This window comes from Salinibacterium sp. G-O1 (genome assembly GCF_030063305.1).
In the GTDB taxonomy this organism is placed as follows: Bacteria; Actinomycetota; Actinomycetes; order Actinomycetales; family Microbacteriaceae; genus Rhodoglobus.
Genome location: NZ_JASISV010000001.1, coordinates 393,683 through 416,416 on the forward strand (window position 1 = coordinate 393,683; position 22,734 = coordinate 416,416).

Annotated in this window: 19 protein-coding genes; 3 read left to right on the top strand and 16 right to left on the bottom strand. The window is 61.5% G+C overall.

Features of this window, described 5'->3' with window-relative positions; translation table 11 throughout:
* Positions 1-57: 57 nt before the first annotated feature.
* Positions 58-1,038 carry an SRPBCC family protein gene (locus QMG83_RS01955; RefSeq protein WP_283503684.1) on the bottom strand — a complete coding sequence of 327 codons (981 nt, stop codon included), beginning with the start codon at positions 1,036-1,038 and terminating at the stop codon, positions 58-60.
* Between the two features lie 11 nt (positions 1,039-1,049).
* Positions 1,050-1,388: an ArsR/SmtB family transcription factor gene (locus tag QMG83_RS01960; protein ID WP_283503685.1), complete on the bottom strand. Its 339-nt coding sequence runs from the start codon at positions 1,386-1,388 to the stop codon at positions 1,050-1,052.
* Between the two features lie 222 nt (positions 1,389-1,610).
* Between QMG83_RS01960 and QMG83_RS01965 the strand changes: the two genes are divergently transcribed.
* From QMG83_RS01965 to QMG83_RS01975, 3 genes are read left to right on the top strand one after another with little or no spacing between them, the layout of a single operon-like run.
* Positions 1,611-2,375: a 3-oxoacid CoA-transferase subunit A gene (locus QMG83_RS01965; RefSeq protein WP_283503686.1), complete on the top strand. Its 765-nt coding sequence runs from the start codon at positions 1,611-1,613 to the stop codon at positions 2,373-2,375.
* Positions 2,372-3,049, top strand: a complete 678-nt coding sequence (locus QMG83_RS01970; protein WP_283503687.1) for a 3-oxoacid CoA-transferase subunit B — start codon at positions 2,372-2,374, stop codon at positions 3,047-3,049. Before QMG83_RS01965 ends, QMG83_RS01970 begins: the two co-directional genes overlap by 4 nt.
* 2 nt (positions 3,050-3,051) lie before the next feature.
* Positions 3,052-4,218 (top strand): thiolase family protein, encoded by a 1,167-nt coding sequence (locus tag QMG83_RS01975; RefSeq protein WP_283503688.1) that lies wholly within the window; start codon positions 3,052-3,054, stop codon positions 4,216-4,218.
* A gap of 28 nt (positions 4,219-4,246) precedes the next feature.
* Here QMG83_RS01975 and QMG83_RS01980 read toward each other — a convergent pair whose 3' ends face one another.
* From QMG83_RS01980 to QMG83_RS02045, 14 genes are all read right to left on the bottom strand, one after another.
* On the bottom strand, positions 4,247-5,530 hold the full coding sequence (locus QMG83_RS01980; RefSeq protein WP_283503689.1) for an MFS transporter: 1,284 nt from the start codon (positions 5,528-5,530) through the stop codon (positions 4,247-4,249).
* Entirely contained in the window at positions 5,527-6,573 is a 1,047-nt protein-coding gene (locus QMG83_RS01985) for an ABC transporter ATP-binding protein (protein WP_283503690.1), read from the bottom strand. Before QMG83_RS01985 ends, QMG83_RS01980 begins: the two co-directional genes overlap by 4 nt.
* A complete protein-coding gene (locus QMG83_RS01990; protein ID WP_283503691.1) occupies positions 6,570-8,111 on the bottom strand; it encodes an ABC transporter permease in 1,542 nt (513 codons plus the stop codon). Before QMG83_RS01990 ends, QMG83_RS01985 begins: the two co-directional genes overlap by 4 nt.
* Before the next feature lie 68 nt (positions 8,112-8,179).
* Positions 8,180-9,133: an extracellular solute-binding protein gene (locus tag QMG83_RS01995; protein WP_283503692.1), complete on the bottom strand. Its 954-nt coding sequence runs from the start codon at positions 9,131-9,133 to the stop codon at positions 8,180-8,182.
* Positions 9,134-9,225: 92 nt separating this feature from the next.
* Positions 9,226-12,426 carry a hypothetical protein gene (locus QMG83_RS02000; protein ID WP_283503693.1) on the bottom strand — a complete coding sequence of 1,067 codons (3,201 nt, stop codon included), beginning with the start codon at positions 12,424-12,426 and terminating at the stop codon, positions 9,226-9,228.
* 85 nt (positions 12,427-12,511) lie between these two features.
* Entirely contained in the window at positions 12,512-12,883 is a 372-nt protein-coding gene (locus QMG83_RS02005; RefSeq protein WP_283503694.1) for a TIGR03618 family F420-dependent PPOX class oxidoreductase, read from the bottom strand.
* A gap of 12 nt (positions 12,884-12,895) precedes the next feature.
* Positions 12,896-13,855, bottom strand: a complete 960-nt coding sequence (locus tag QMG83_RS02010; protein ID WP_283503695.1) for an ABC transporter permease — start codon at positions 13,853-13,855, stop codon at positions 12,896-12,898.
* Positions 13,852-14,868 carry an ABC transporter permease gene (locus tag QMG83_RS02015; RefSeq protein WP_283503696.1) on the bottom strand — a complete coding sequence of 339 codons (1,017 nt, stop codon included), beginning with the start codon at positions 14,866-14,868 and terminating at the stop codon, positions 13,852-13,854. The genes QMG83_RS02010 and QMG83_RS02015 overlap by 4 nt, the downstream gene beginning before the upstream one ends.
* The gene (locus tag QMG83_RS02020) at positions 14,868-16,724 is read right to left on the bottom strand and encodes an ABC transporter ATP-binding protein (protein WP_283503697.1); all 1,857 of its coding nucleotides are present in this window, start codon (positions 16,722-16,724) and stop codon (positions 14,868-14,870) included. The genes QMG83_RS02015 and QMG83_RS02020 overlap by 1 nt, the downstream gene beginning before the upstream one ends.
* Positions 16,725-16,783: 59 nt before the next feature.
* Positions 16,784-18,562: an ABC transporter substrate-binding protein gene (locus QMG83_RS02025; protein ID WP_283503698.1), complete on the bottom strand. Its 1,779-nt coding sequence runs from the start codon at positions 18,560-18,562 to the stop codon at positions 16,784-16,786.
* 84 nt (positions 18,563-18,646) lie between these two features.
* Positions 18,647-19,861, bottom strand: coding sequence for a M24 family metallopeptidase (locus QMG83_RS02030; RefSeq protein ID WP_283503699.1), 1,215 nt, complete (start codon positions 19,859-19,861; stop codon positions 18,647-18,649).
* 453 nt (positions 19,862-20,314) lie between these two features.
* Positions 20,315-20,560 (bottom strand): hypothetical protein, encoded by a 246-nt coding sequence (locus QMG83_RS02035; RefSeq protein ID WP_283503700.1) that lies wholly within the window; start codon positions 20,558-20,560, stop codon positions 20,315-20,317.
* A gap of 33 nt (positions 20,561-20,593) precedes the next feature.
* The gene (locus QMG83_RS02040) at positions 20,594-22,231 is read right to left on the bottom strand and encodes a DUF885 family protein (protein WP_283503701.1); all 1,638 of its coding nucleotides are present in this window, start codon (positions 22,229-22,231) and stop codon (positions 20,594-20,596) included.
* Positions 22,232-22,331: 100 nt separating this feature from the next.
* Positions 22,332-22,703: a TIGR03618 family F420-dependent PPOX class oxidoreductase gene (locus tag QMG83_RS02045; protein WP_283503702.1), complete on the bottom strand. Its 372-nt coding sequence runs from the start codon at positions 22,701-22,703 to the stop codon at positions 22,332-22,334.
* Between the last annotated feature and the right edge of the window lie 31 nt (positions 22,704-22,734).

Genomic DNA, 22,734 nt, shown 5'->3' on the forward strand with positions numbered 1-22,734 from the left:
GGTCGGCTATCCCGGTTGCGGTCCATGCATGAACGCCCGTCCGCTCGCGCTAGCCAGCTAAGCCGTGACCGACTCGAGGATATTTTCGAGGCGGACGTAGCTCGTTTCCATGCCGTCGGTCATGCCGGTTGCCAGCACCGCGTCACGCTGCTCGGCGTCCGCGTAGGTGATGACGAGTGACAGCAGCGTGCCTCCCGCGACCGGCGTGAGTGTGAGCTCGTTGCGGGTAGCAGGGAAGTCCATGCCGATCATGGCTTCTGTCGTCACCGCGCGATACGGCGGCTCAGACTCGAGCAGCTCCCCGGTGAATCCGAAGCCCTCGCCGCCGTCTTCCGGAGCCCACATGTAGCGGTAGCTCTCGCCGACCGCGGTGGCGATTTCGCAGACCGGCATTGTCCAGCCGTCGGGCCCGAGCAGCCACTGTTTCATGAGCTCGGCATCGTTGTGCGCGTGCCAGACCTGATCGATTGAGCCACGGATGACGCGTGTAACACGCACCTGCGTGTCGCTGAGGATCTGCGCCTCCGTTGCTCGGTCGGCGGCGAAGGCGGCGAGGTCGACGAGCACATCGTCGATCTGCGCCATGGCCTGACTCGTGCCCTCGAGCATCCCCATTTCGAGCAGCTGGTCGAGCTGTTCGGCGGTATCGAAACTGGAGACGGTTGTCAGGCGAGAGCCGCTGTCGGTCGCCTCAAACGCAAAAGTCGCGCGACTTGATGGCAACTGGGTGTTGGGCTCGCCTGTCTCATCCGCGAACCAGTCGATGATGTCGAAGGATGTGCCTGCGTCAACGTGGGTCCATTCCCAGCAGCCGTAGTGCTCGTCGCCGGTCGGACCGGTCATTCGGTAGACGCTGCGGCCGCCGACGGCGGCGTCGTGGCGGAGGAAGGTCGCGGGGTAGGTGGGTGGGCCCCAGAATCGCTCGACCTGGCGGGGGTCGATATAGGCATCCCAGAGCCGACTGACCGGCGCCGCGAAATCGGCGACGATCGTGATGGAGAGCTTGTCGAGGTCTTTCTCAACGGAAGTGACGGGCATGATCGGCCTTTCTAGGTGGGTTCTTCTTCGAGTAGGGCGTCAAGGCGCTCGATCCTCGAGCGCCAAATGTGTTCGAACTGGTCGAGCAGGCGCTGCGCCTGGTGGATGCGGTCGGGATTGCCCCGCACCATCCGTTCACGACCGCGTGGTTCCTTGGTCACGAGCCTCGCCTCCTCCAGCACAGCGACGTGCTTCTGAACTGCAGCGAATGACATGGCGTACGCAGCTGCGAGCTGAGACACCGAAACTTCGGTAGCGAGAGTTCGGCGCACGATATCGCGTCGCGTCGTATCGGCGAGAGCCCGGAAAATCCGGCTCACGTCGTCATCGGAGAGTTCTATTACAACCATTTGGTTGTACGTTACTCCGGGATCGTCTGGCGCGCAATGCCGGGAAGAAGATCCGGTTCCGCCGTTGCAGGGCGCAACCAGCCCGTTGCTCGACCTACGCGGCGCCGGAACCGCAATACTCCGTCGAATTCGCACGACGAACTGCTATATTCGAATATCGCACTTATGTTCGCATAGCGACGGTTATTTGCCCGTCCCGCGTCGGAACGAGGGAAGGCTCCGGTGATCAACAAGGTCGTATCGTCCGTCGAAGAGGCCGTCGCCGGAGTTGTGGATGGTGCCACGGTGATGGTCGGCGGCTTCGGTCGTGCGGGTCAACCACTTGAGTTGATCGATGCCTTGATCGCACAGGGCGCCACGGACCTCACCATCATCAGCAACAACGCCGGGAACGGAGACGTTGGTCTTGCCGCCCTTCTCGCGGCACGGCGGGTACGCAAGATCGTGTGCTCATTCCCGCGGCAACCGGATTCCTGGGTCTTCGACGGCCTGTACCGCGAGGGCGCGATCGAGCTTGAACTAGTTCCGCAAGGCAACCTGGCCGAACGCATTCGCGCGGCAGGAACGGGCATCGGTGCCTTTTTCTCCCCGACCGGTGTGGGCACCCAACTTGCCGAGGGCAAAGAGACTCGTGAAATAGACGGCCGCGTGTATTCGCTCGAATATCCCATCAGAGCCGACTTCGCGCTGATCAGTGCCTGGAAGGCGGACCGTTGGGGCAATCTCGTCTATCGAAAAACGGCGCGCAACTTCGGCCCAATTATGGCCGCGGCCGCGACCACAACTGTTGTGCAGGTCGATGAAATCGTGTCGTTGGGATCGATCGATCCAGAGAATGTCGCCACGCCCAGCATCTTCGTGCAACGCGTTGCCGTGGTGGGCGAGCGTGAATGGCTGAAGGATGATGTCTTCGTCGGGGGAGTCGACCTCGAAGGTCGGCCGCTCGAGGCATCGGCTGGCACAGATTCAGCAGGAGGCTCCCGGTGACCACGAAGCTGAGTCGCGCCGAACTGGCGCAGCGAATTGCGGCCGCGATTCCGGAGGGCGCCTTCGTCAACCTCGGAATCGGCGCTCCGACGATGGTTGCCAACTACCTCCCCGCTGATCTCGAGATAATCCTGCACACGGAGAATGGGATGCTGGGAATGGGTCCGGCGCCACTGGCGGGCGAAGTGGATCCCGATCTCATCAACGCGGGCAAGCAGGCGGTGACGGCTCTGGACGGGGCCGCCTACTTTCATCAAGCGGATTCCTTCGGGATGATGCGTGGCGGTCATCTTGATGTCTGTGTGCTCGGCGCGTTTCAGGTCGCAGAGAACGGTGACCTCGCGAACTGGTCGACTGGTGCCCCCGGGGCGGTGCCAGCAGTTGGGGGCGCGATGGACCTCGCGATCGGTGCAAAAGAGGTCTACGTGATGACGGATCTGCTCACCAAGCAGAATGAGTCGAAGCTCGTCGCCGCCTGCAGCTATCCCCTCACGGGCATCGGCTGCGTTTCGCGCGTGTACACCGACCACGCGGTGTTTGACGTCACTCCCGAGGGTTTCGCGGTGCGGGAACTCTACGGCGACAACACTGTCGAGCTACTCGCTACCCTCACTGGCCTGAGGCTGATCGACGCGACCACCGCCTCCGCATTCGACGAAACCAAGGGGCACTGACAATGACCGGCACCTACATTTACGACGCGGTTCGCACACCGTTCGCGCGCCACGCAAAAGCATTCGCCGACGTGCGGCCCGACGATTTGGCCGCCATCGTGATGCGCGCATCGGTGGAGCGCACGGGGCTCGATCCCGCACGAATCGACGACGTGATCTTTGGCGATGCGAACCAGGCGGGCGAGGACAATCGCAACGTCGCCCGCTTCGGTGCGCTTCTCGCCGGTTTTCCGACCTCCGTGCCAGGGGTGACGGTGAACCGTCTGTGCGGATCCTCTGTCGAAGCTGTTCTGCAGGGAAGTCGCGCCATTGAGTCGGGTGATGCTGAGATCATCCTCGCGGGCGGGGTCGAGTCGATGACGCGAGCTCCCTACGTCGTGGAGAAGTCGGCCCGACCCTTCGGCACATCCAATCAAACGATGTGGAACACGTCTATCGGCTGGCGAATGGTGAATCCGCTGCTGAACGCCGAGTGGACCATTTCAAATGGTCAGAGTGCGGAGAAACTTGCCCAAATTTTCAAGCTCGATCGCACCCAGCAGGACGAGTTCGCCGCACGCAGCCACAGGCTCGCCGCTGCAGCATGGGCCGCTGGAATCTACGATCCAGAGATCGTACAAGTGCCGCTACACGAGTTGGGTCGCGATGAGGGTATTCGGGATGACACCAGCGTCGACACCCTTGCCGCGCTTCGACCAGCGTTCGCCCAGGATGGCACGGTCACTGCGGGCAACTCATCCTCACTCAACGATGGTGCGTCTGCGATTCTTCTCGGCGCCGAGGGTGCGCTCGACGTGGAGCCACTCGCGCGCGTGACCGGCCGGGGCGTCGCAGGGAACGAACCCGACGTCTTTGGAATCGCGCCGGTTGAGGCTGCCAACCGTGCTCTCGCGCGCGCTGGACGCACGTGGGCCGATGTGGATGTGGTGGAGCTCAATGAGGCATTCGCCTCCCAATCCCTTGCGTGCCTGTCGCTGTGGCCGGACCTGGATCCAGAACGCGTGAACATCCACGGTGGAGCCATCGCCATGGGCCATCCTCTGGGTGCCTCCGGCGCGCGCATCATTGGGCACGCGGCGCACGAACTCAAGCGCCGCGGTGGCGGTGTTGCCGTCGTGGCCATCTGCATCGGAGTGGGGCAGGGGCTGGCGGTCGTGCTCGAACGCTAGCCGGCCGCGGCCAGCCCCGTGCAATGGCTCATCTTGCTGCAGCCTGTTGTCTCTCCGGTTGAAGCTGGTCTTCAACAAAAACGGGCCTGCGCAGCAGAACGCCGCCCGCGGATATGACGACTGCGGAAACAATCAGCATGACGAACACCGCAACCCAGCCACCGGTCGCTTCCCGCAGCACTCCGAAAAGAAGCGGGCCGAGGGAGGCGATGCTGTAGCCGACCCCCTGCACGAAACCGCTCAGCGCGACCGCTCCGTTCATGGTGCGGGAGCGTAGGTTGATCAGCACAAGGCACACCGGGAATATCAGTGCACCCAGCCCAATAAAGATGACCCACAGCACTGTTGCGAATCCCGGAGCGAACAGCAGCCCGAGGTCGCCGATGATGAAGAACAGCGCACCTAGTTGCACAAGCGGGCCGATGTTATGTATTCGCGCTGCAAGCACGGGGATCAACAGCGCTGCCGGCAGTCCCATGGCGGCATACAGCGCCAGAAGCGCACCTGATTGTGCCGCTGAGGTCTCGGCTGTCTGCGCAAGGATGTCCGGCAACCATGTCAGCACGCCGTACACATTGAACGACGACATGGCGAAGACCACGGCGATCGTCCAAGCGACGCCCGATCGCCAGATGGGCCGCCCGCCGAGCGAGAGCGGTTGCGCAATCTCTGCGACGCCGTCGACTTTGCTGCTGGCCTTCTCGTGTGACCTCTGCACCAGGAGGATCGCCCACGGAACGAGACTTGCGAAGGCGAGGATCGACCACATTCCGAGCGAGACCCTCCAATCGGTCGCGTGAGCGACGGGCACGGCCACGAGCGCCGGCAACGCGGCGCTCGCTGAGGCAAGGGTCGCGTAGAGCGCGGTGACCGTTCCGATGCGATCCGGGAAATAGCGCTTCACCAGGGGGGGAAGCAACACGTTGCCGATGCCCATGCCCACCAGAGCGAGCACGCTCCCAACCAGGAGAATCCCGTAGCCGGGTGCGGCGGCGCGCAGGAGGTGACCTGCGATCATGAGCGCAATCGCGACGACAAGAAAGACCTCGAGGCCGAGTTTGCGGGCGATCCCTGCACTGGCGAGTGCGGAGATAGCGAATGCCATCGGAGGAACCATGCCCAGAAGGCCGAGCGCCACATTGTCGAGCGGAATGTCCGCAGCAATATCCCGTGTGATGGGAGAAATTGCTGAGACCGCCGTCCTCAAATTGAGCGCGACCAGAAGGATGCCCAGAAGTGAGATCGTGCGCCCAGCCCACAAGGGGAGGGGCCGGGGATGGGGCATGTTGCTGCCTTCGGTTCGATTGTTCATACTGTCGCCACCGGCCCGTGAACGCGGAACGAAACTAAGTCGCCGGTTTCACAAGGCACAAGCCCAGGTACTCGGGCGACAAGGTGCATCCCGTCATCACGCTTCAGGTCGACCAGGTGGTTCATCCCCTGGAACCTGACGCGCATGATTTGGGCATGCTGGGCACCCAGCTCCCGGTCCTCGGGAGATCCGACAACGACCGATTCGGGGCGCAACACGGCGAACGAAGTCGATTCAGCGCTCGCACCACGAACGGCGAGTCGCCCAACCGTCGTGTCGACCACGCCATCGGCGACACGGATTGCTGGTACCAGTGTCGCGTGACCCACGAACTCTGCCACGAAGCGATCTGCCGGTCGCTGATAGATCTGTTGAGGGCTTCCCACCTGGTGGATGCGGCCTTCGGACATGACGATGACCTCGTCCGCGAGTTCAAATGCCTCATCCTGGTCGTGAGTGACCAGCAGCGCCGTGGAGTCGGTGCGCCTAATTGCATCGACCATGTCACTGCGTACCCGCTCTCGCAAATGGGCGTCCAGTTGCGAGAACGGTTCGTCCAGCAGGATGATGCGCGGACTGGTGGCAAGCGTTCGCGCAAGTGCAGCGCGCTGCTGCTGCCCACCCGAAACCTCGTGAGGCATGCGCTGTCCGACGTCACCCAACCCGACCAGGTCGAGCAGGCGGGTCGTGGACGCAGTGCGTTGGTCTCGCCGCACACCGTACCCGATGTTCTCGGCGATGGTGAGATGAGGGAAGAGCACGTTGTCCTGGAACACGAGACCCACACCGCGACGTTCTGGCGGAACGTGATGGCCAGGGGCCTGAACGAGGGTTCCGGAAAGGGACACCGTGCCAGCATCCGGGTGCTCGAGCCCGGCCACCATGCGGAGCACCGTCGACTTTCCGCATCCTGAGGGACCCAAAATCGCGGTGAGTGTCCCTGTGTGAACCGTCACGTCTACGTTGTCGACGGCAAGTCGATCCCCGAATCGGCGAACGAGCCCGGTGGCGAGAAGCGCAGGAGGGTTTTGCTGCGATGTCATGTCTGCCTCACCCGAAGGGTCGCGCGATGATGTCCAGCAACGAGAGGAACAGAGATCGCCATGAGCAGAAGGGCCGCGATGCTTCCGGTCGTGAGTTGCCCCTCCGATACGGCTCCCCAAACGCGAATCGCCAGCGTTTCTGTTCCCGTCGGGCGCAAGAGGAGGGTGGCGGGCAGCTCCTGTGAAACCAACACCGCAACAATCAGTGCCCCAGTCATTGCGGCGCGCCACACCAGGGCGACGCCAACTCTCCGGCCAGTTGACCAGGCTCCCTGCCCCAGGATTCGGGAGACCTCGAAGAGCCGGGGATCGATCTGCCGCAATGCCAGCTGCTGAGCACCAACGGCCACGGGAAGGAAGATCGCAGCGTAAACGAGGATGAGCATGGTGCTGGATTGATAGAACACCGGCGGCAGGGCAAGGCTCACTATAAGAAACCCAACGCCAATCGCGAGATGGGGGAGCGAATGCGTGATCCAGGGAAGAGTCTCGGCGATTCGCCCGAGCCGCGATGTTCCCCGATAAGAGCTGAGCGCAATGGGTATGGCGATGAGAGTCGTCACAACAGCTGCGACGAGCGCGAGCTGCAACGTATTCGCAGTTTCGGCAATGATCGGCCCCACGAGCACCCCGGAGATGAGTCCGCGCACTGCCCAGACCGTCAGGGTGGCCACGGGCACGATCAGGCTGAGTAAGACGACACACCACAGTGCTGCGCGAGCGGCGATACGGCCTGGAAGCGACAGACGGAGCGCGAGAGGGGGCCTGGCCCGGGAGGCGACCGGCATCGGGCGACCGCCGAGGATTGTCTGCAGCACGATAAGAACTGTCGCCATCGAGATCAGCACACCCACCAGCGAAAACGCGGACGCGAGGTCAACGCCCCCACGAAACTGTGAGTAGACAGCACGCGTGAAGGTGTCGTAGCGGAGCACGGAGACGGCCCCGAAGTCAGAGAGGGTATAGAGCGAAACGATGCAGGCGGCAGTGGTCAGAGGAGTGCGCAGCTGCGGGAGGATCACGCGGAAGAATACGCGGAAGGGTGGGTCGCCGACCAGACGCGCGCTCTCCTCCAGCGCAGGATCCAAACGGTTGAGTGCGGTGACGACGAGGGCGTGCACTATGGGGAGGTTCGACACGATCAGACAGATTGCTGCGGCCCAGAGGCCCTGGGCTACTGGCACTGGGCCGAGGCCGAGCGGTGCGAGGAGTTGCGATATCAGTCCCGCGCCGCCACCCAGGCTGACCAGTGAGAGAGCGAGCAGATAGGCCGGGAGGGCAAGAGGCACCATGACCAGAAGAGAGAACATTCTTCGACCGGACAGATTGGTTCGCGAGACGAGAAGTGCCGCTATCGTGCCCAGAATCACCGCTCCGATTGTCACCACAACAATCAATTGCACAGTGCCGCTCAAAAGTTCGATCAGTCGGCCCGCTGGAATGCCCGAAGCGGTCCCGGCCGTCACTGATTCAACGAGCAGGACGACCAGCGGAGGGAGGCACAATCCTGCCGCAATCAGTAACGCGACGACGGCCATCCAAGGTGTTTTTTGGGCACTCCGTCGACTCAGTAACGTCGCGAAGTTCCTGCGGTGGTCAGACACGTCTAGATGAGGCCGGCCTGTGCGATGAGCGTCGTTGCCACGGTGAGGTTGTCGCCCACCTCATCCAGATGCATTCCGCGAATATGTTCGACGTCGAGAGGATTTTCCCCAGGAGGCGTGCCGATTCCGTCGACGAGAGGGTATTCCTTCACATTGTCGAGAAAGTGACGCTGCGAACTGTCACGGAGCATAAAGCGGATGAAGTCGAGAGCGGCCGAGCGATGCAGGCTGGATTCGAGCATGCCGATCGTTGTCGGCATCAGCACATCTCCGGGATCGCCAACGCGGAATGACCTGTTTGCCGCATCGGCTGAACCGCGCTCTTCAGCCATCTGAAGCGCGTAATAGTGGTTGACCAATCCGACATCGACGTCGCCGGCGGCGACTGCTTCGACGATCTCGTGATTCCCGCTGAACAAATGCGGATCGTTAGCCGCAATAGCTTCCAGCCAGCCCAGCGCGGCCTCTTCACCCTCAGTCGTGACCATCGATGCAATGAAGGAGACGAACGAACTGTGAGTCGGTGCAAGTCCGACGCGACCTCTCCAGGATGGCTCGGTCAGCTCGTTGATCGACTGTGGGAGGTCTCGTTCGGTCACGAAGGCGGGGTTGTACGCCATTACCCGCCGCCGGCCTGTCACCCCTACCCACTCGTTGTTGGCACCAGAGATTCCGTCCGGAACTCGACCGATGATGTCATCAGGCAGCGACGTCAGGAGCTTGGCGTCAACGAGCGCGCCGATGTACACGGGGTCCTGCGCAAAGAAGACGTCGGCGGGTGAGTGTTCGCCTTCCTGCAGGATGGTCGTCGCTAATTCTCCGGTACTGCCGTAGCGAGCTTCGACCGTGAGACCAGTCTCGGACTCAAAGGCCTCCACCAGAGGACGAACATGCTCCTCATTGCGTCCCACGTAGACGACGAGGGACGTCGAATCGTCGACAACGTCTGTGTTCACCCCTCCCGCGGACGCGCCACACCCAGTTATAGCGAGCACCGCGGTGATGAGTAGAATCCCGGGCCGGAGACGACGCGACCGTGTCGCGTCCATCAACGGTCCGGCACCACGATGAATGGCACTGAGTCGCTGTCGCGCAATGTCTTCTCGAGGCTCGGTAGGCGATTGTCGATGATGTCATCCAGTTCGGCGAGGACGCCGGCAGCCTGTCCAGCGAGGCGATCAAATACTTCATAGGTCGCCGGAGTGGGCGCAGTGTCCGAAAGTTCGATGACGATCTCCGGTAACAGCTTTATCTTCTCATCGAGACCCGCAGCCATCTTGAGGGCGTCATTGTGGTTCTTGAGGTCGGGGTTAGAGAGGACTCGCTCGATGCGATCGAGTTCGCCGACTACAGATTCCATCGCTGACGTCAGCTCATCGTCATGTGCAATGCGAGAACGAACGACGCTCAGCTGCTCGCGAACAGATCGAGCGCAGGCGACTCCGTCGTTGATGCGCTGCAGCGTATCCCGGATGCGCACCAGAATCTCGTACTGCAGCCTTAGATCGGCGTCCGTCGCTTCTCCGCGAGGGTCTCGAATAACCGTGATCGTCTGGCTAACCGTGGTCTCGCCCGCTGTGAGTTCTGCAGTGTAGGTCCCCGGTGCCACCCTCGGGCCCGGCAAGTAAACGGTGCGCGCGCCCTGATCGTTCGCCATGCCGAGTACCGGCGTGACTCGCAGGTCCCACAGGAATGAATTAATTCCCGGTGAGACTGTGAGCTTTTCCTCGATGGGCACCTCGCGGGCCGCATCCTTGCCGGAGCTGAAAGTTCGGAGGATTTCACCGGCCTCGTTGCGCACGATGAGGGTGAGCTCCATCGACCCCGCCTCGCCCGGTTGCGGCGGCACGAAGTAATGCAACTGAGTGCCGTTTGGGGGATTAGTGCCGCCGTCGAGCCACACCGACACGACGCGTCCATCCGGCCGGCGCTCACGCGTGAAGGTTGCGCCACCGAGCGGAACTCCGGGAAAGCCGCCCATCCAGCTGCCTTCCCCGGGCATGTCGAAACCGTCCGGGGTGGGGTAACGATACGTCAGTGGGGGCTCACACAGCGTGAGTGAACGCGCATCGCTGATGCGTGCCGACTCGCGGAACGGGGCAACATCATCCAGAATCCAGAATCCTCTACCGTGCGTACACGCGATCAGTTCATGATCGCGAATCTTGAGATCATAAATGGGCACCGAAGGCATGTTGCCGCTTAGTTGTGCCCACGAAGCCCCAGTGTCCGTCGAGAACCACACCCGACGCTCGGTCCCGATAAACAGCAGGGAAGCGACCTTCGGGTCTTCGCGAACTGTGCGAATCCACTCGCCCTGAGGAAGGCCGTCAACGATCGCCTCCCAGGTCTGGCCAAAGTCGCGCGTACGAAACAGAAAGGGGCGCGAGTCCTGCACCCTATACGCGTGAACTGCCGCGTAGGCGGTGCCCGCCGTGTGCTGCGACACTTCAATTCGAGAGATCGTCGCCCACTCCGGCAGTCCAGTGGGGGTGATCTCGTTCCAGGTTTCTCCGCCGTCGCGTGACAGCTGGATGAGACCGTCATCAGTGCCGACCCACAATTCATCGGGCGTTAGCGGCGATTCGGCGAACGAATAGATAGTGCAGTAGACCTCGGCGCCTGTGCTGTCGCCCGAGATGGGTCCGCCGGTGGGCAGCTGCTTGCTCGGGTCATTGCGGGTGAGGTCGGGGCTGATGGCTTCCCAATCGATTCCCCCGTTGGGTGACCGGAATAGGCGCTCGCCGGCGACGTACAGCACGCCCGGTTTGTGCAGAGAGAATTCGATGGGGTACGTCCAGCCGAACCGATGTTGTGACTCGGAGGCCCCAACTCCCATGAAGTATTCCGGCCAGACCGCCACGTCACGTGCCTGCTCGGTCACCTGGTCGAACCGCAGCAAAGGACCGGGATGACCGAATCCCGCGCCGCCCAACATCACGTAGCGAGGGTCCGATCGGTCGAGTGCGACGTCGCCAGCTTCGGCTTCACCGAGTTCTACCGAGTCTGCCCAGCGAATCGCGCCCTTCCAGGACCTCGACGGGACACGGATACCCGAATTGTCCTGTTGTGTCGCATAGAGATCGAAGGGGAACCGGTGGTCGACGTCGAAGCGGTAGAGCTGAGCCGTGGCTTGGTTGTAGACGGTTGACCAGGTCATTCCGGCGTTCAATGAGACGCTGGCCCCTCCGTCATTGCCGTTGATCATCCGGTTGACATCGTTCGGATCGATCCAGAGGTCGTGGTTGTCGCCGTGCGGGGTTTGCACCTGTTGGAAGGTGCGTCCACCGTCGCGTGATCGCCAGGCCCAGGTGTTCATGCTCCACAACGTGTCCGCTTCGGTGGGATGCGCGATGAGGTGGCTGTAGTACCAAGGGCGTCCTTGAACGGAGCGTTCTGTAGAAATGTGCTCCCAGCTCAGTCCGTAGTCGTCCGAGCGGTAAATGCCACCCTGGTCATCAAGAGCTTCGACGAGCGCCCACACGCGGCCAGCTTTCGCGGGACTGGTGACCACGCCCATGCGTCCCAACAGCCCTGTTGCGAATCCGGGATTGTCAGACACCTTCTCCCAAGTGTCACCGCCGTCGACCGAACGCCAGAGGCCAGAATCTTCACCACCGGAGATGATGTTCCACGGGTGACGGACAGCCTCCCATATGGACGCGAAGACTATCCGCGGGTTGTGTGCATCAATGATGAGGTCTGCTGCGCCCGCCTTATCGGACACGTGCAAAACGTGCTCCCAATCGCGCCCACCATTGGTGGTCCGGTAAACGCCGCGCTCGGGGCTGGGGCCAAAGATGTCGCCGGTTGCGGCAACGAATGCCACGTCGGCATCGGTTGGACTCACGCGGACCTTTGCGATGTGTTTCGTTGTTTCCAACCCCAGGTGATCCCACGTGCGGCCGCCGTCTACTGTGCGGTAGACGCCGTCTCCTGGCACAACGTTGTTCCGCGCGAATGATTCTCCCGTGCCCACCCAGACGACATTCGAATTGGACTCCGCGACGGCTATCGCGCCTATCGATGCAGTCGCCAGTTGACCGTCGGTCACGGGTCGCCAGATCTGGCCCGCGTCGTCGGTGCGCCACACGCCACCCGAACATGCGCCCATCCAGAAGCGTCGGTAGTCGGTGAGATCTCCGAAGACCGCTACTACGCGACCTCCTCGAGCAGGGCCCACGTTGCGCCAGCGCTGCGGAACCTCTCCAAGGACATCAGACAGTTCCTGCGTGGTTGGGCTCATCATTTCTCCTCGTATCGTGATGTCGACCCCGGACGAACGCGAAAAACCGACACGCGTGAACGGGCACTCGACAAGTTCGGTGACTGTTCTACAGCGGCTTAATCTTCAGGATTACGCGTTCTGACTGGATCTGCTCTGGCGCATACGGGCGGTTGAAATAACGCCAGGCGAGGGTGTCGGCGTGGGCCCGGGGCGCCTCGCCGTGCACGACTTCGGAGACCGTTCCGCGTACCTCGGCGTATTCGTAAGGGTTGTCCTTGTTGATGATGAGCACGACGACGCGTGGATCCCGTTGCACATTCGCAAACTTCGCCCGATGCACTTCGGTGTTGATAATGATGTGCTCGTCATCACAATCCACCCACATCACCTGCGCGCACGGTTGACCATCGGCTGTGAGAGTTGTGAGGGACGCAAAATTGCCTCCGGTGGCCAGTAGACGAACTTTCTCGCTGAGCATTTCAGACCTTCCCTATTTCACTCTGACTCTGGAATCGAGCAGCGCGTACGCAAGGTCAACCAGAATGCTCGCGATAACTACAAACAGCGAGGCTAGGAGCATCGCGCCGATGATCACCGGCTGGTCTCCGCGGTTCACGGAATCGATGGCCAGACGGCCGATCCCATTTATTCCAAAGATGCGTTCGGTTACGACGAGGCCGCCCATAAGTATGGCGAAGTCGAGGCTGATCTGAGTCACAACCGGGGTGAGCACGTTGCGCATTCCGTGACGATAGACGACCCGATCCTCGCGGATACCTTTGCTGCGCGCCGTTCGGATGTAATCCTCACCCATCACACTCACCAACTGACTACGGACCAGTCGCGCGTACGTGGCGGCTGCCACAAATCCAACGGTGATCCACGGGAGGAGGAGGTGCCGCGCCCACTCCAGCGGATTTTCGGTGAATGGAACGTACCCGGCGGCCGGGAAGAAGGTGAGTCCCATGACCGTGAGGAGATAAAAGAAGACATACAGCAGGATGAGTCCGGCCACGAAGGTGGGCACGCTCAGTCCGGTGAGGACAAAAGCTGTGCCGAGCTTGTCTCGCCACGATCCGGGCTTACGCGCCGCGCCGACACCGATGGTCACGCCCAACCCTAAAGCGACCACCAGCCCGCCGACAGCCAGCGACGCGGTCGCAGGGAGACGCCGAACCAGGGAGTCAAGCACGGGCTCCTTGTTGAAGAACGAATAGCCCAGATCGCCTTGGAATAGCCCGGTGATGAACAGCCAGTACCGTTCGATGACGGGCATATCGAGACCAAGCCGAGCACGCACCTGGTCGATCTGGTCATTGGTCGCCTGAGGGCCAGCGATCGTCGCCGCAGGATCGTTGGGCGCGACGTAGAAAAGCAGGAACATCACTCCGCTGATCGCGATGAGTGTGAGGATGCCAGACAGAATCCGGCGAGAAAGGAAGCGGATCACTCGGCGATCTCCTTCTTCTTCAGCTTCGTGACGCGACGCTTCTTTGCGAAGAGGGTCTGCCTTGGGTCGAGCGCGTCACGAACAGAGTCACCGAGCAAGTTAAAAGCCAGCGTCACACACAGCAACGCGGCCGAAGGGAAGACGAGCATCCACCAGGCGATCGTGTACATGCTGCCCGTTGACGCGGCCGCGAGCATATTCCCCCACGTTGCAGTCGGGGGCAGCACACCGAGCCCGAGGAACGACAGCGTCGCCTCAAATACGATCGCCTGCGGAATCAGCAACGTGCCATACACGAGGATGGGAACGACGAGGTTGGGAAGCACGTCGACGCGCATGATGCGCCAGTTCGACGCGCCGAGGGATCGTGCAGCTTCAACGAATTCTTTCTCGCGAATAGACAGGGTCTGCCCCCGAACGACACGAGCAATCGGTGCCCACGAGAAGAGAATGATCACGACGACGGTGGTGCCGAACGATGGCCCAACGAGGGAGACGAGTGAGATTGCGAACAGCAATTGCGGCAGGCTCAGGGTGGTATCCATGAACCAGGTCAGGACGGTGTCGACCTTTCCGCGCATGAAACCGGCTGTCATCCCCACCAGGGTGCCAATTCCGAGCGCGCCAACCGTCGCCACGAAGGCGACTATCAAACTGAGCTGGGCGCCATAGATCAGGCGAACAAACAGATCACGGCCGAGATTATCTGCACCCAGCAGGAACTGGTCGTTCGGTCCCGTCGGTAGCCCGGAAGGGGTAAGACCCTCTTTGCGGAACTGTTCGTCCGGACCATGACCCACCAGTCCTGAGATGAGCGGAGCTGAGATGGCAGCGACGATGACGAGCACAATCACGACGGCTGACACCATCGCGGTGGGGTCATGACGCAATCGCGACCAGACGAGCTGGAACGGGCTGCGGGCGGCAACCCCCGTGCGAGCACTCGCGGCTGACACGGAGGGTTGATTATCGAGGGTTGTGTCGGTGGGGGCATCCACGGTCGGCTCGGGCATTAGTGGGCCTCCTCTATCTGCGTGGTCGAAGACGCACCCACCATGGCGGTCACGTCATCGAGGTGGGGTGCCGCGGCCAGGAGCGAGCGAGTGTACTCGTGTGCTGGTGCTCCGTAGATTTGCTCGACCGGCCCCGACTCGACGATCTTGCCCTTATACATCACAGCGACGCGGGCAGCGATGTGCTCGACCACAGCGAGGTCGTGGGCGATGAAGACATACGTGAGCCCGAGTTCGCGCTGCAAGGAACTGAGCAAGTTGAGAATTTGCGCCTGGATAGAGACGTCTAGAGCCGACACCGGTTCGTCACACACAATCAGCTTGGGCTCCAGCGCGAGAGCACGGGCGATTCCAATGCGCTGTCGTTGGCCGCCCGAGAACTCAGCAGGAAAGCGGTTGTAGTGCTCGGGGTTCAGGCCCACGAGTTCCATGAGGTCTTGCACCCGGGAGCGCAGGTTTCTCCCGTCAGCGATCCGGTGGATGACGAGTGGGTCAGCGATGATCGACCCAACACGGCGCTGCTGATTGAGGGAGCCGAACGGGTCCTGAAAGACCATCTGGACGTGTCGTCGCAAGCTGTGCCGTTGCGCGGTGGTGAAGGTCGAAATGTCCTCGCCCTCAAACTCAATAGTGCCACCTGAAAGCGGGATCAGTCCCGTTAGCGCCCGGGCGAGGGTGGACTTGCCGCTACCGGATTCGCCGACGATTCCGAGAGTTTCGCCAGCTCGAATATCAAGACTCACGCCATCCACCGCAACGATCTTGTCGCGAGTGAGCCCAAGCAGACCTTTGCGGGCACCATCGAATTCGATGCGCACATCGGAAATCCTTGCCAGAACCTCGCCCGTCTTCGCGATCCCCGACTCGGCGGCGGGAATGATGGGGAGCACGACCGGGCCCGCGAATTCTGTAGGGAGGATGCAATTGGACTGCTGCGTCGGCGAGATGACGCGCGCGTCGGGAAAAGTTTCCAGGCAAGCCTCCTGGACGAATGCGCAGCGTGCTGCGAAAGGGCAGCCGGGCCGATCGTCCAACAAGCTCATCGGCTGGCCAGGAATCGACTGGAGAATTGTGCGTTGGCTGCCTCCTCGTGGCACCGAGCCGAGCAGCCCTTTGCTGTACGGGTGATGCGGGCGCCCAAGCACTTCAGCGCGGGTTCCCCGTTCGACGATCCGCCCCCCATACATGGTGATGACGTTGTCTGCGACGCCAGCGACTACGCCGAGGTCGTGGGTGATCATGAGAATTGCTGTGCCGTGTTCGCGCTGAAGGTCCTGCATCAGGTCGAGGAGTTGCGCTTGAACTGTGACGTCGAGCGCCGTCGTCGGTTCATCCGCCACCAGAAGGGCGGGTCTGAGGGCGAGCGCCAGCGCGATCATCACGCGCTGGCGCATCCCGCCGGAGAATTGGTGGGGGTAGTCATCGATGCGCTTATCGGGATTCGGAATGCCGACTTCGTCAAGCAATTTGATGACGCGTGCGCGCACACTCTTTGCGCTGCTGCGCTCGTGACGTTGGATGGCCTCAGCAATCTGCCATCCGATTCGAAACTGCGGATGAAGCGACGACAGGGGGTCCTGGAAGACCATGCCGATCTGCGGTCCGCGCACAGCGGAAAGCTCCGCGGGATTCATGGTCAAAAGATCTCGGCCCTGGAGAAGGGCGCGACCGGTCACGTGAGCCCCGGCAGCCAATCCCACCATCGCCTGGGTGCTTACGGACTTCCCTGACCCGGACTCCCCTACAACACCAAGGGTCTGTCCATGATCGAGTTCGAAGGAGATGCCGCGTACCGCGTGCAGTGGACCATCACCGGTGCTAAAAGTGACATCGAGATTTTCTACTGTGAGCAGCACGCGGCATCGCCCTCCAAACTTATGTATCTACTGGTTACTGACTGATCGGATTCAGCGACTCACTCGCTGAGCCACACGTTGGCCATGTCGCCATTCTTGGTGGACGCCAGAAAGCCGAAACCGCCGACCCGTGCCGAGCTGAACACCGGCGTGCGAGTGAACGCAACAGGAACCCATGCGGCATCCATCGTTGCGATCTCGTCCGCTTTCATCCAGCTGTTGCTGGCTTCTTCAGGATCGGTAGCAGCGAGTGCCGCATCGATTTCGGCGTTGAATTCATCGTTGTTCCACGCACCGAAGTTCGCTGAGCCACCTTCGTAGTTGCGACCGTCAAGCATCGGGACCAGGTACGCACGACCATCGAGGTAGTCAGCGCCCCACGCGGCGATGGCGATGTCCCATTCGCCTGCCCGGGTGACATCCTCGTTCAGCAGGAATTCACCATAGAAGGCGTTCTGTGTTGTGACCCGGAGGTCAACTGCAAAGCCAGCAGCTTGGAGGTCCTGCTGAAGGATGGCGGCGATTGACGCGTATGGTTCAGTTTCGCGGTACAGAACGCGGACAGGAACGTCCGAGCTGTAGCCAGCGTCTTCGAGCATCTTCTTGGCCTTCGCCTGGTCGCCCTCATCCGGAACGTCGAGAACGTTGGTCGGGTCATCGCCGAGCACCTCGGGAGGAAGGATCTGCTTTGCGATCTCAGCGAGGCCCGGGCCGCCGAGTGTCTGCTGGATTGCAGCGCGGTTCACGGCGAAGTTGAGCGCCTGGCGAACAGCCGAGTCAGCAAACGCACCGTCGGCGTTCGGGCTGAGCGTGTTGATCACGATGTAGGGCCGGATTCCGCCGCTACCGCCGACGACAAGTCGCTCATCATTTGCCGCCAGAAGAGCAGGCACCGCGGCGGTTGGCGTAACGGTGTCAGCCCACTGCATGTCTACGGTTCCAGCTTCGAGCTGCTGCTGGACGGCGGCGGCATCCTGACCCATCGAGATTTCGACGGCGTCAACGTAAGCCTCGCGCACGGTGTCCAGGTCTGCATCCCAGTTCGGGTTGCGCTCAAGGATGAGCTTCTCGTTCGGCGTGTACTCGGTGATGCGGTACGGGCCGCTGGAGATCATGTTTTGGCGCAGCTCCGGGGAGTCCGGGAGGTAGTCGAGGTATTCGACTGGCTGCGGTGCCATGAACACGCTGAGCGCGAGAATGCTGATGAAGTCCGTTGCTGGCTGCGTGAGAGTGAAAGTCACGGTGTTGTCATTCGTTGCCGCGACGCCAGCGACATCGTTGCTCTCTACGTAATCGCGGATCGCGTCGATGTCAGCAGCGACTTCGGCGAATCCAGCGCAATAAGCCTCAAGGCCATCGATCGTCGCGGTGTAGTACGACAGCGCGACGGATGGCGAGACCGGGTTGCAAATACGCTTGACGGCGCGAACGACGTCGTCGGCGACAATTGCGCGTGGGCCGTCAGGAGCGTCGAAGTTTACGCCCTCCTGAAGTGCGATCGTGTACGTCAGTCCGTCATCCGAAATGCCCCCGTTTTCCATGGTGGGAATTTCCAGTGCGATGTCAGGGACGATCTTGGACGCGCCGGAGTCACCGTCAGGAAGGTCCGCGAAGAGCGCACGGGTGATGAGGCGGTGCAGCTGGGAGTCCTGAGCGCTGTATGACGAAGCCGGGTCCATGTAGAGAACATCGGCGTTCCCCGCAACGATGAGGGTTCCGCCTGCCGTCGCGTCTGAATTTCCGGACGGTTGCGGGGCGGTAGTGCACCCCGCCAGCATGGTGAGGGGGACAGCCATGGCGAGGATCGCCACGGCCTTCGTGCGTAGGTGTTGCTTCATTGTGATTCCTCTCTTGCCTCGATGAGGCGTACTCCGGCGCCAAAGTGCGCCTGGATTGCGGTTCGGTGATGTGAGGTGACGGCTCTAATTGGCGACGAGGTCGTTGGAGTGTGTGTTGATGCTCGAGGTGCCGGTCTCCGTCATGAGGAAGACGTCTTCAACGCGCACGCCGACGCGGCCCGGCCAGAACACAGATGGTTCGATCGTGAAGAGCATGCCGGGCTCGAGGGGGGTGTTGTCTTCCTCGGAGATGTAGGGAAGTTCGTGTACGTCGAGACCGATGCAGTGACCAGTGCGGTGGCGGAACCAGTCGCCATAGCCACCCTCTTCAATGACGGCGCGAGTGGCGCGGTGCACATCTCCACCGGTAGCTCCAGGAATGGCAGCCTGGCGGCCGGCCTCCTGGGCCGCGATGACGAGGTCGTAAACGCGTTCGTATTCTTCGTTCGGTGTTCCGATGTGGATGGTGCGGCCGAAGTCCGAGCAGTAACCCTGGGTGATCGCGCCGAAATCGAAGCTGACGCCCGCACCCGACTTGAGCGAATCGTTGGAGACCCGCACGCTGGCATCGCGACCAAGGTCGGGGCCCATGGCCCACACGCCCGTGTCAAAGGAGGCTCCCAGGGAGCCGTTCTGCCGCATCCGGAGGTCGATCTCTGAGGAGAGTTCGAGCTCGGTTATGCCGGAGACAACCATCTTTTCGATATCTGCGAACACGGTGTCGACGATCTGGGCGGACTGGCGCATGAGGGCGATCTCCTGGTCGTCCTTGATGCGTCGGATCTGGTTGATGATTGTGTCGGCGACGACGAATTCAGCGTCTGGCTTGTGGTTGCGCAGCTCAATGGTGGTTTCCGCCCAGCTGCGTCCGCTCATCGCGATCCGGCTCACGGCGTCTGCTTCGTGGCCGCAGCTCTCCTGACCGGGGCGCGCTCCCATGGCTACGGTGTTCGCCTTACGCGTGTAGCTGTCAAATGCCTTCCGAAAGATTTCTCCGCCATCATCGGTTTCGGTGGCTGTCATCACTTCGCCGGTGATGCCGTCCGGGAGGTCAAATTCTTGGAAGTGGCGCGTAAGAACAAACAGTGGGTCGTTGCCTGGAGAGATGAAGGCACCGGAAATCCAGTGATTGGTGTACCCAATGTTGCCGAATGAGGGAAGCCTGCGTCCGAGCCCAGTGAAGTACTCGAGGTCTGACTGCGAGGCGGGCAGGAAGACTACATCGATGTGGGACTCATCGAGCTTGGCCCAGAGCTTGGAAAGGCGCTGGGAATAGTCAAAGTCAATCTTTTCCATCATGGACGTATAGCTCGTTTCTTTTCGGTGGACGACACAGCGGTGGGGTTCATGAACGCACGGTGAGGTCTGAGTGCCGTGGACAGGGTGCTCACCGAAGTTCGACGCGAGGCACGTGCGCGGCCCGGCGGATTGGCGATGGGTGTGCCAGTCGTCATGAGCCGCTCCTTCGTTGGAAATGCGTCGTTTTAGCGCGCGAAAACGCCCAAGAGGTGCCTGGTTGTTGTTGGTGTTGTGCGCCCGCTGTCGTTGAAGTGGGGCGCCAAACTGAGCAGTTTTTCGCTTTCGTTTTTACTGTAGCGGTAATGTCGCGTTTTGAACACTAGTTCGCAATGCGAACAAATTACAAAAGGGATCCCTGCTAAGTCGCCGATTGGGCGCGCCGATAATCCGGCCCGGGATCACACGGCCGGCAGGTGCGGTGAGATCACCGAAGTGGTCTACCGCGCCGTTGGGTTAGACAGAAGGGGAGTCCACCGCGAGCCGACGACGATGAGCCGTGCGCCAGTCACGTCCAGCGAGGACAGCGATCGAGACGCTCGCTAGAGCGAACACGGCCACTGCAAGCCACTCCCATTCGCCATTGCCGGCGTCCGGCTCCAGGCCGGTCAGTCTTTCGATCCATGTCGGCCACACAATCGTCATCACAGTGAGGGCGCCAAAAACCAGTGCCACGATGATTTCTATACGCGCTCTAGCCATCACTTCTCAATTCCTGCGAGTGGGTGGTGCAACTCAAGCATGATCACCCGAGCCGTCGATGATGTCGATGTCGGAACGGTCGCCCAACAGTTCCCAGCGCTGCAGCGAGAACGGCACATTCCCATTCAGCCAGACGTAGTCGTGGAAGTCGCGCGTCGAGAAAGCGTCCTTCTGCTGGTTGATGGCATCCGTCATCATGCGGATGAGGAGCATCTTGCCCACGTGGTACGACATCGCCAGACCCGGCGTCGCGATGTACATCGACGATTCGTCCAGGGCGGTCTCGCGGTCCATGGGAACAAGATCGACGAAGAACTGGGTCGAGTCATGCACGCTGAACTCACCGGTGGCGAGGCTCACATCGGCGATAACCCGAAGGCTGCGGAGGCGGTTGAAGTTATGGATGACCTCTTCCGAATGGGGCGCGTCCGTGAACAGCCCCGCCAGCATCATCATCTCCTCGTTGTAGAAGGCGATCCCTTCGTTCGCCGAGGAGTCGTAGTAGCGGCGACGCAGCGGATTCTCGTGCGCCGACGCCAGAGCAAGCTGCTGGTAGTGCGCCCCCTCATGCACGATTCCGAGACGGGGATCGCGGGCGTTCGCCGCGTAGAAGTAGGGGAGGTTTGGGGTTGGATCGGGGGAATACGAAATCCCGTCCATCTCCAGTCGCTGCTCGCTCGTAAGATCGTCGGTCACTCCGAGCCAACGCAGCGGCTTCACATAGTCGGGAAGTGCGCCGACGAGGTAATGCCGCAGGCTGTCTGGCTGACTGAGCAGGTTTTCGGACTCGTAGAAGTCGCGAACCTGTTGCTCCTGCCGTGCCTCGCGTGCGACCTGCGCCTCGACGCTCTCCGAGATCCTGTCTGCAGCAAGATCGCGGTATCGATTTGTCACGATGGTCTCGGCGACGACCGCTCGTTGGTAGTCCTGGCGGGCGGCGCGCACCATGTCTTCCGGCTCGGCCGCGATGAGCGCGACGTTTCGAAGGAACCAGATGAATTTTTCGCGACCTACCGCCTGATCGGCGGCCATCGAGTCGGCGTGGGTCTCCAGCCAGCCCCGGAACGCGCCGAGAGCCGCAGCCGCCGCTGGCGTCACGCTGCGGATTTCGTTGAGCACACCGGCATCCACAAAGCCGTCGAGTTGTTCCACCGACTCAGCGAACTGGGCCTCAACGTCGGCGAGCATCTCCGCCGCTACCGCCGCGAGGCTGCTGACACCCGCCCGGGAGAGGTTCTGCTGAGCCACTTCGACCTGCGCAGGAATCGCCTTTGCCGCGATGAGGAGGGCCTGCTGTCGGTCCGCCGAGAACGGAGGCACTTGAAGCAAGCGGTCGAACCACGGTCCAAGGATCTGACTGGTCAGGAAGACAGCGTCTTTCTCCCAGTTGCGCAGCGTGTCGATGTCCCAGATAACCCGGGCCAGGGCTGAGCCGATCAGTCGATAGTCAACCTGCACTGGCACGGGCTCTGCAGTGACGTCCATTGCGAACCAGCGCGCGTGGAACTCGTCATACCGGCTCCGGATGTCATCAATGGCGGGAACAGTGAACTGGGGCACCCAATCGACGGCGCGGTCAACTCGGGGAATGTCGTCGCCCGTGTGGAAGGCAATTGCGTTCCGCCACTGCCAGACCTCGGAGCCTAGTTGTTGTACAGCTTCATGTCCCATGTGATCTCCTTTGATGAGCTCCAACACCTGGGGCGTTGTGAGCGGTTGTATGTGTAAAGGCGCAACGATCTGACTGCGATTTCGCAGCCCCCGTCCGCGCCTACAGCGGTTTGATTTTGAGGATGACGCGCTCAGATTCGATCTGCTCGGCAACGTACGGGCGGTTGAAATACCGCCATGCGAGGGTGTCTATGTGCGTGCGCGCCTCGAGCCCGTGCACAAGTTCAACGACAGTCCCGCGCACTTCTGCGTACTCGTACGGGTTGGCTTTGTCCGTGATCAGCACGACGACGCGAGGATCCCGCTGAATGTTCTTGTACTTAGCGCGGTGCACTTCGGTGTTGATGATGATGTGCTCATCGTCGCAATCGACCCACATAACCTGTGCGCACGGCTGACCGTCGGCCCTGAGCGTAGTGAATGACGCGAAGTTTCCCGCAGTTGCGAGATGGCGAACTTTTTCGCTGAGCATTTATGCCTTTCCTGAGTGGCTATTGGTCGCG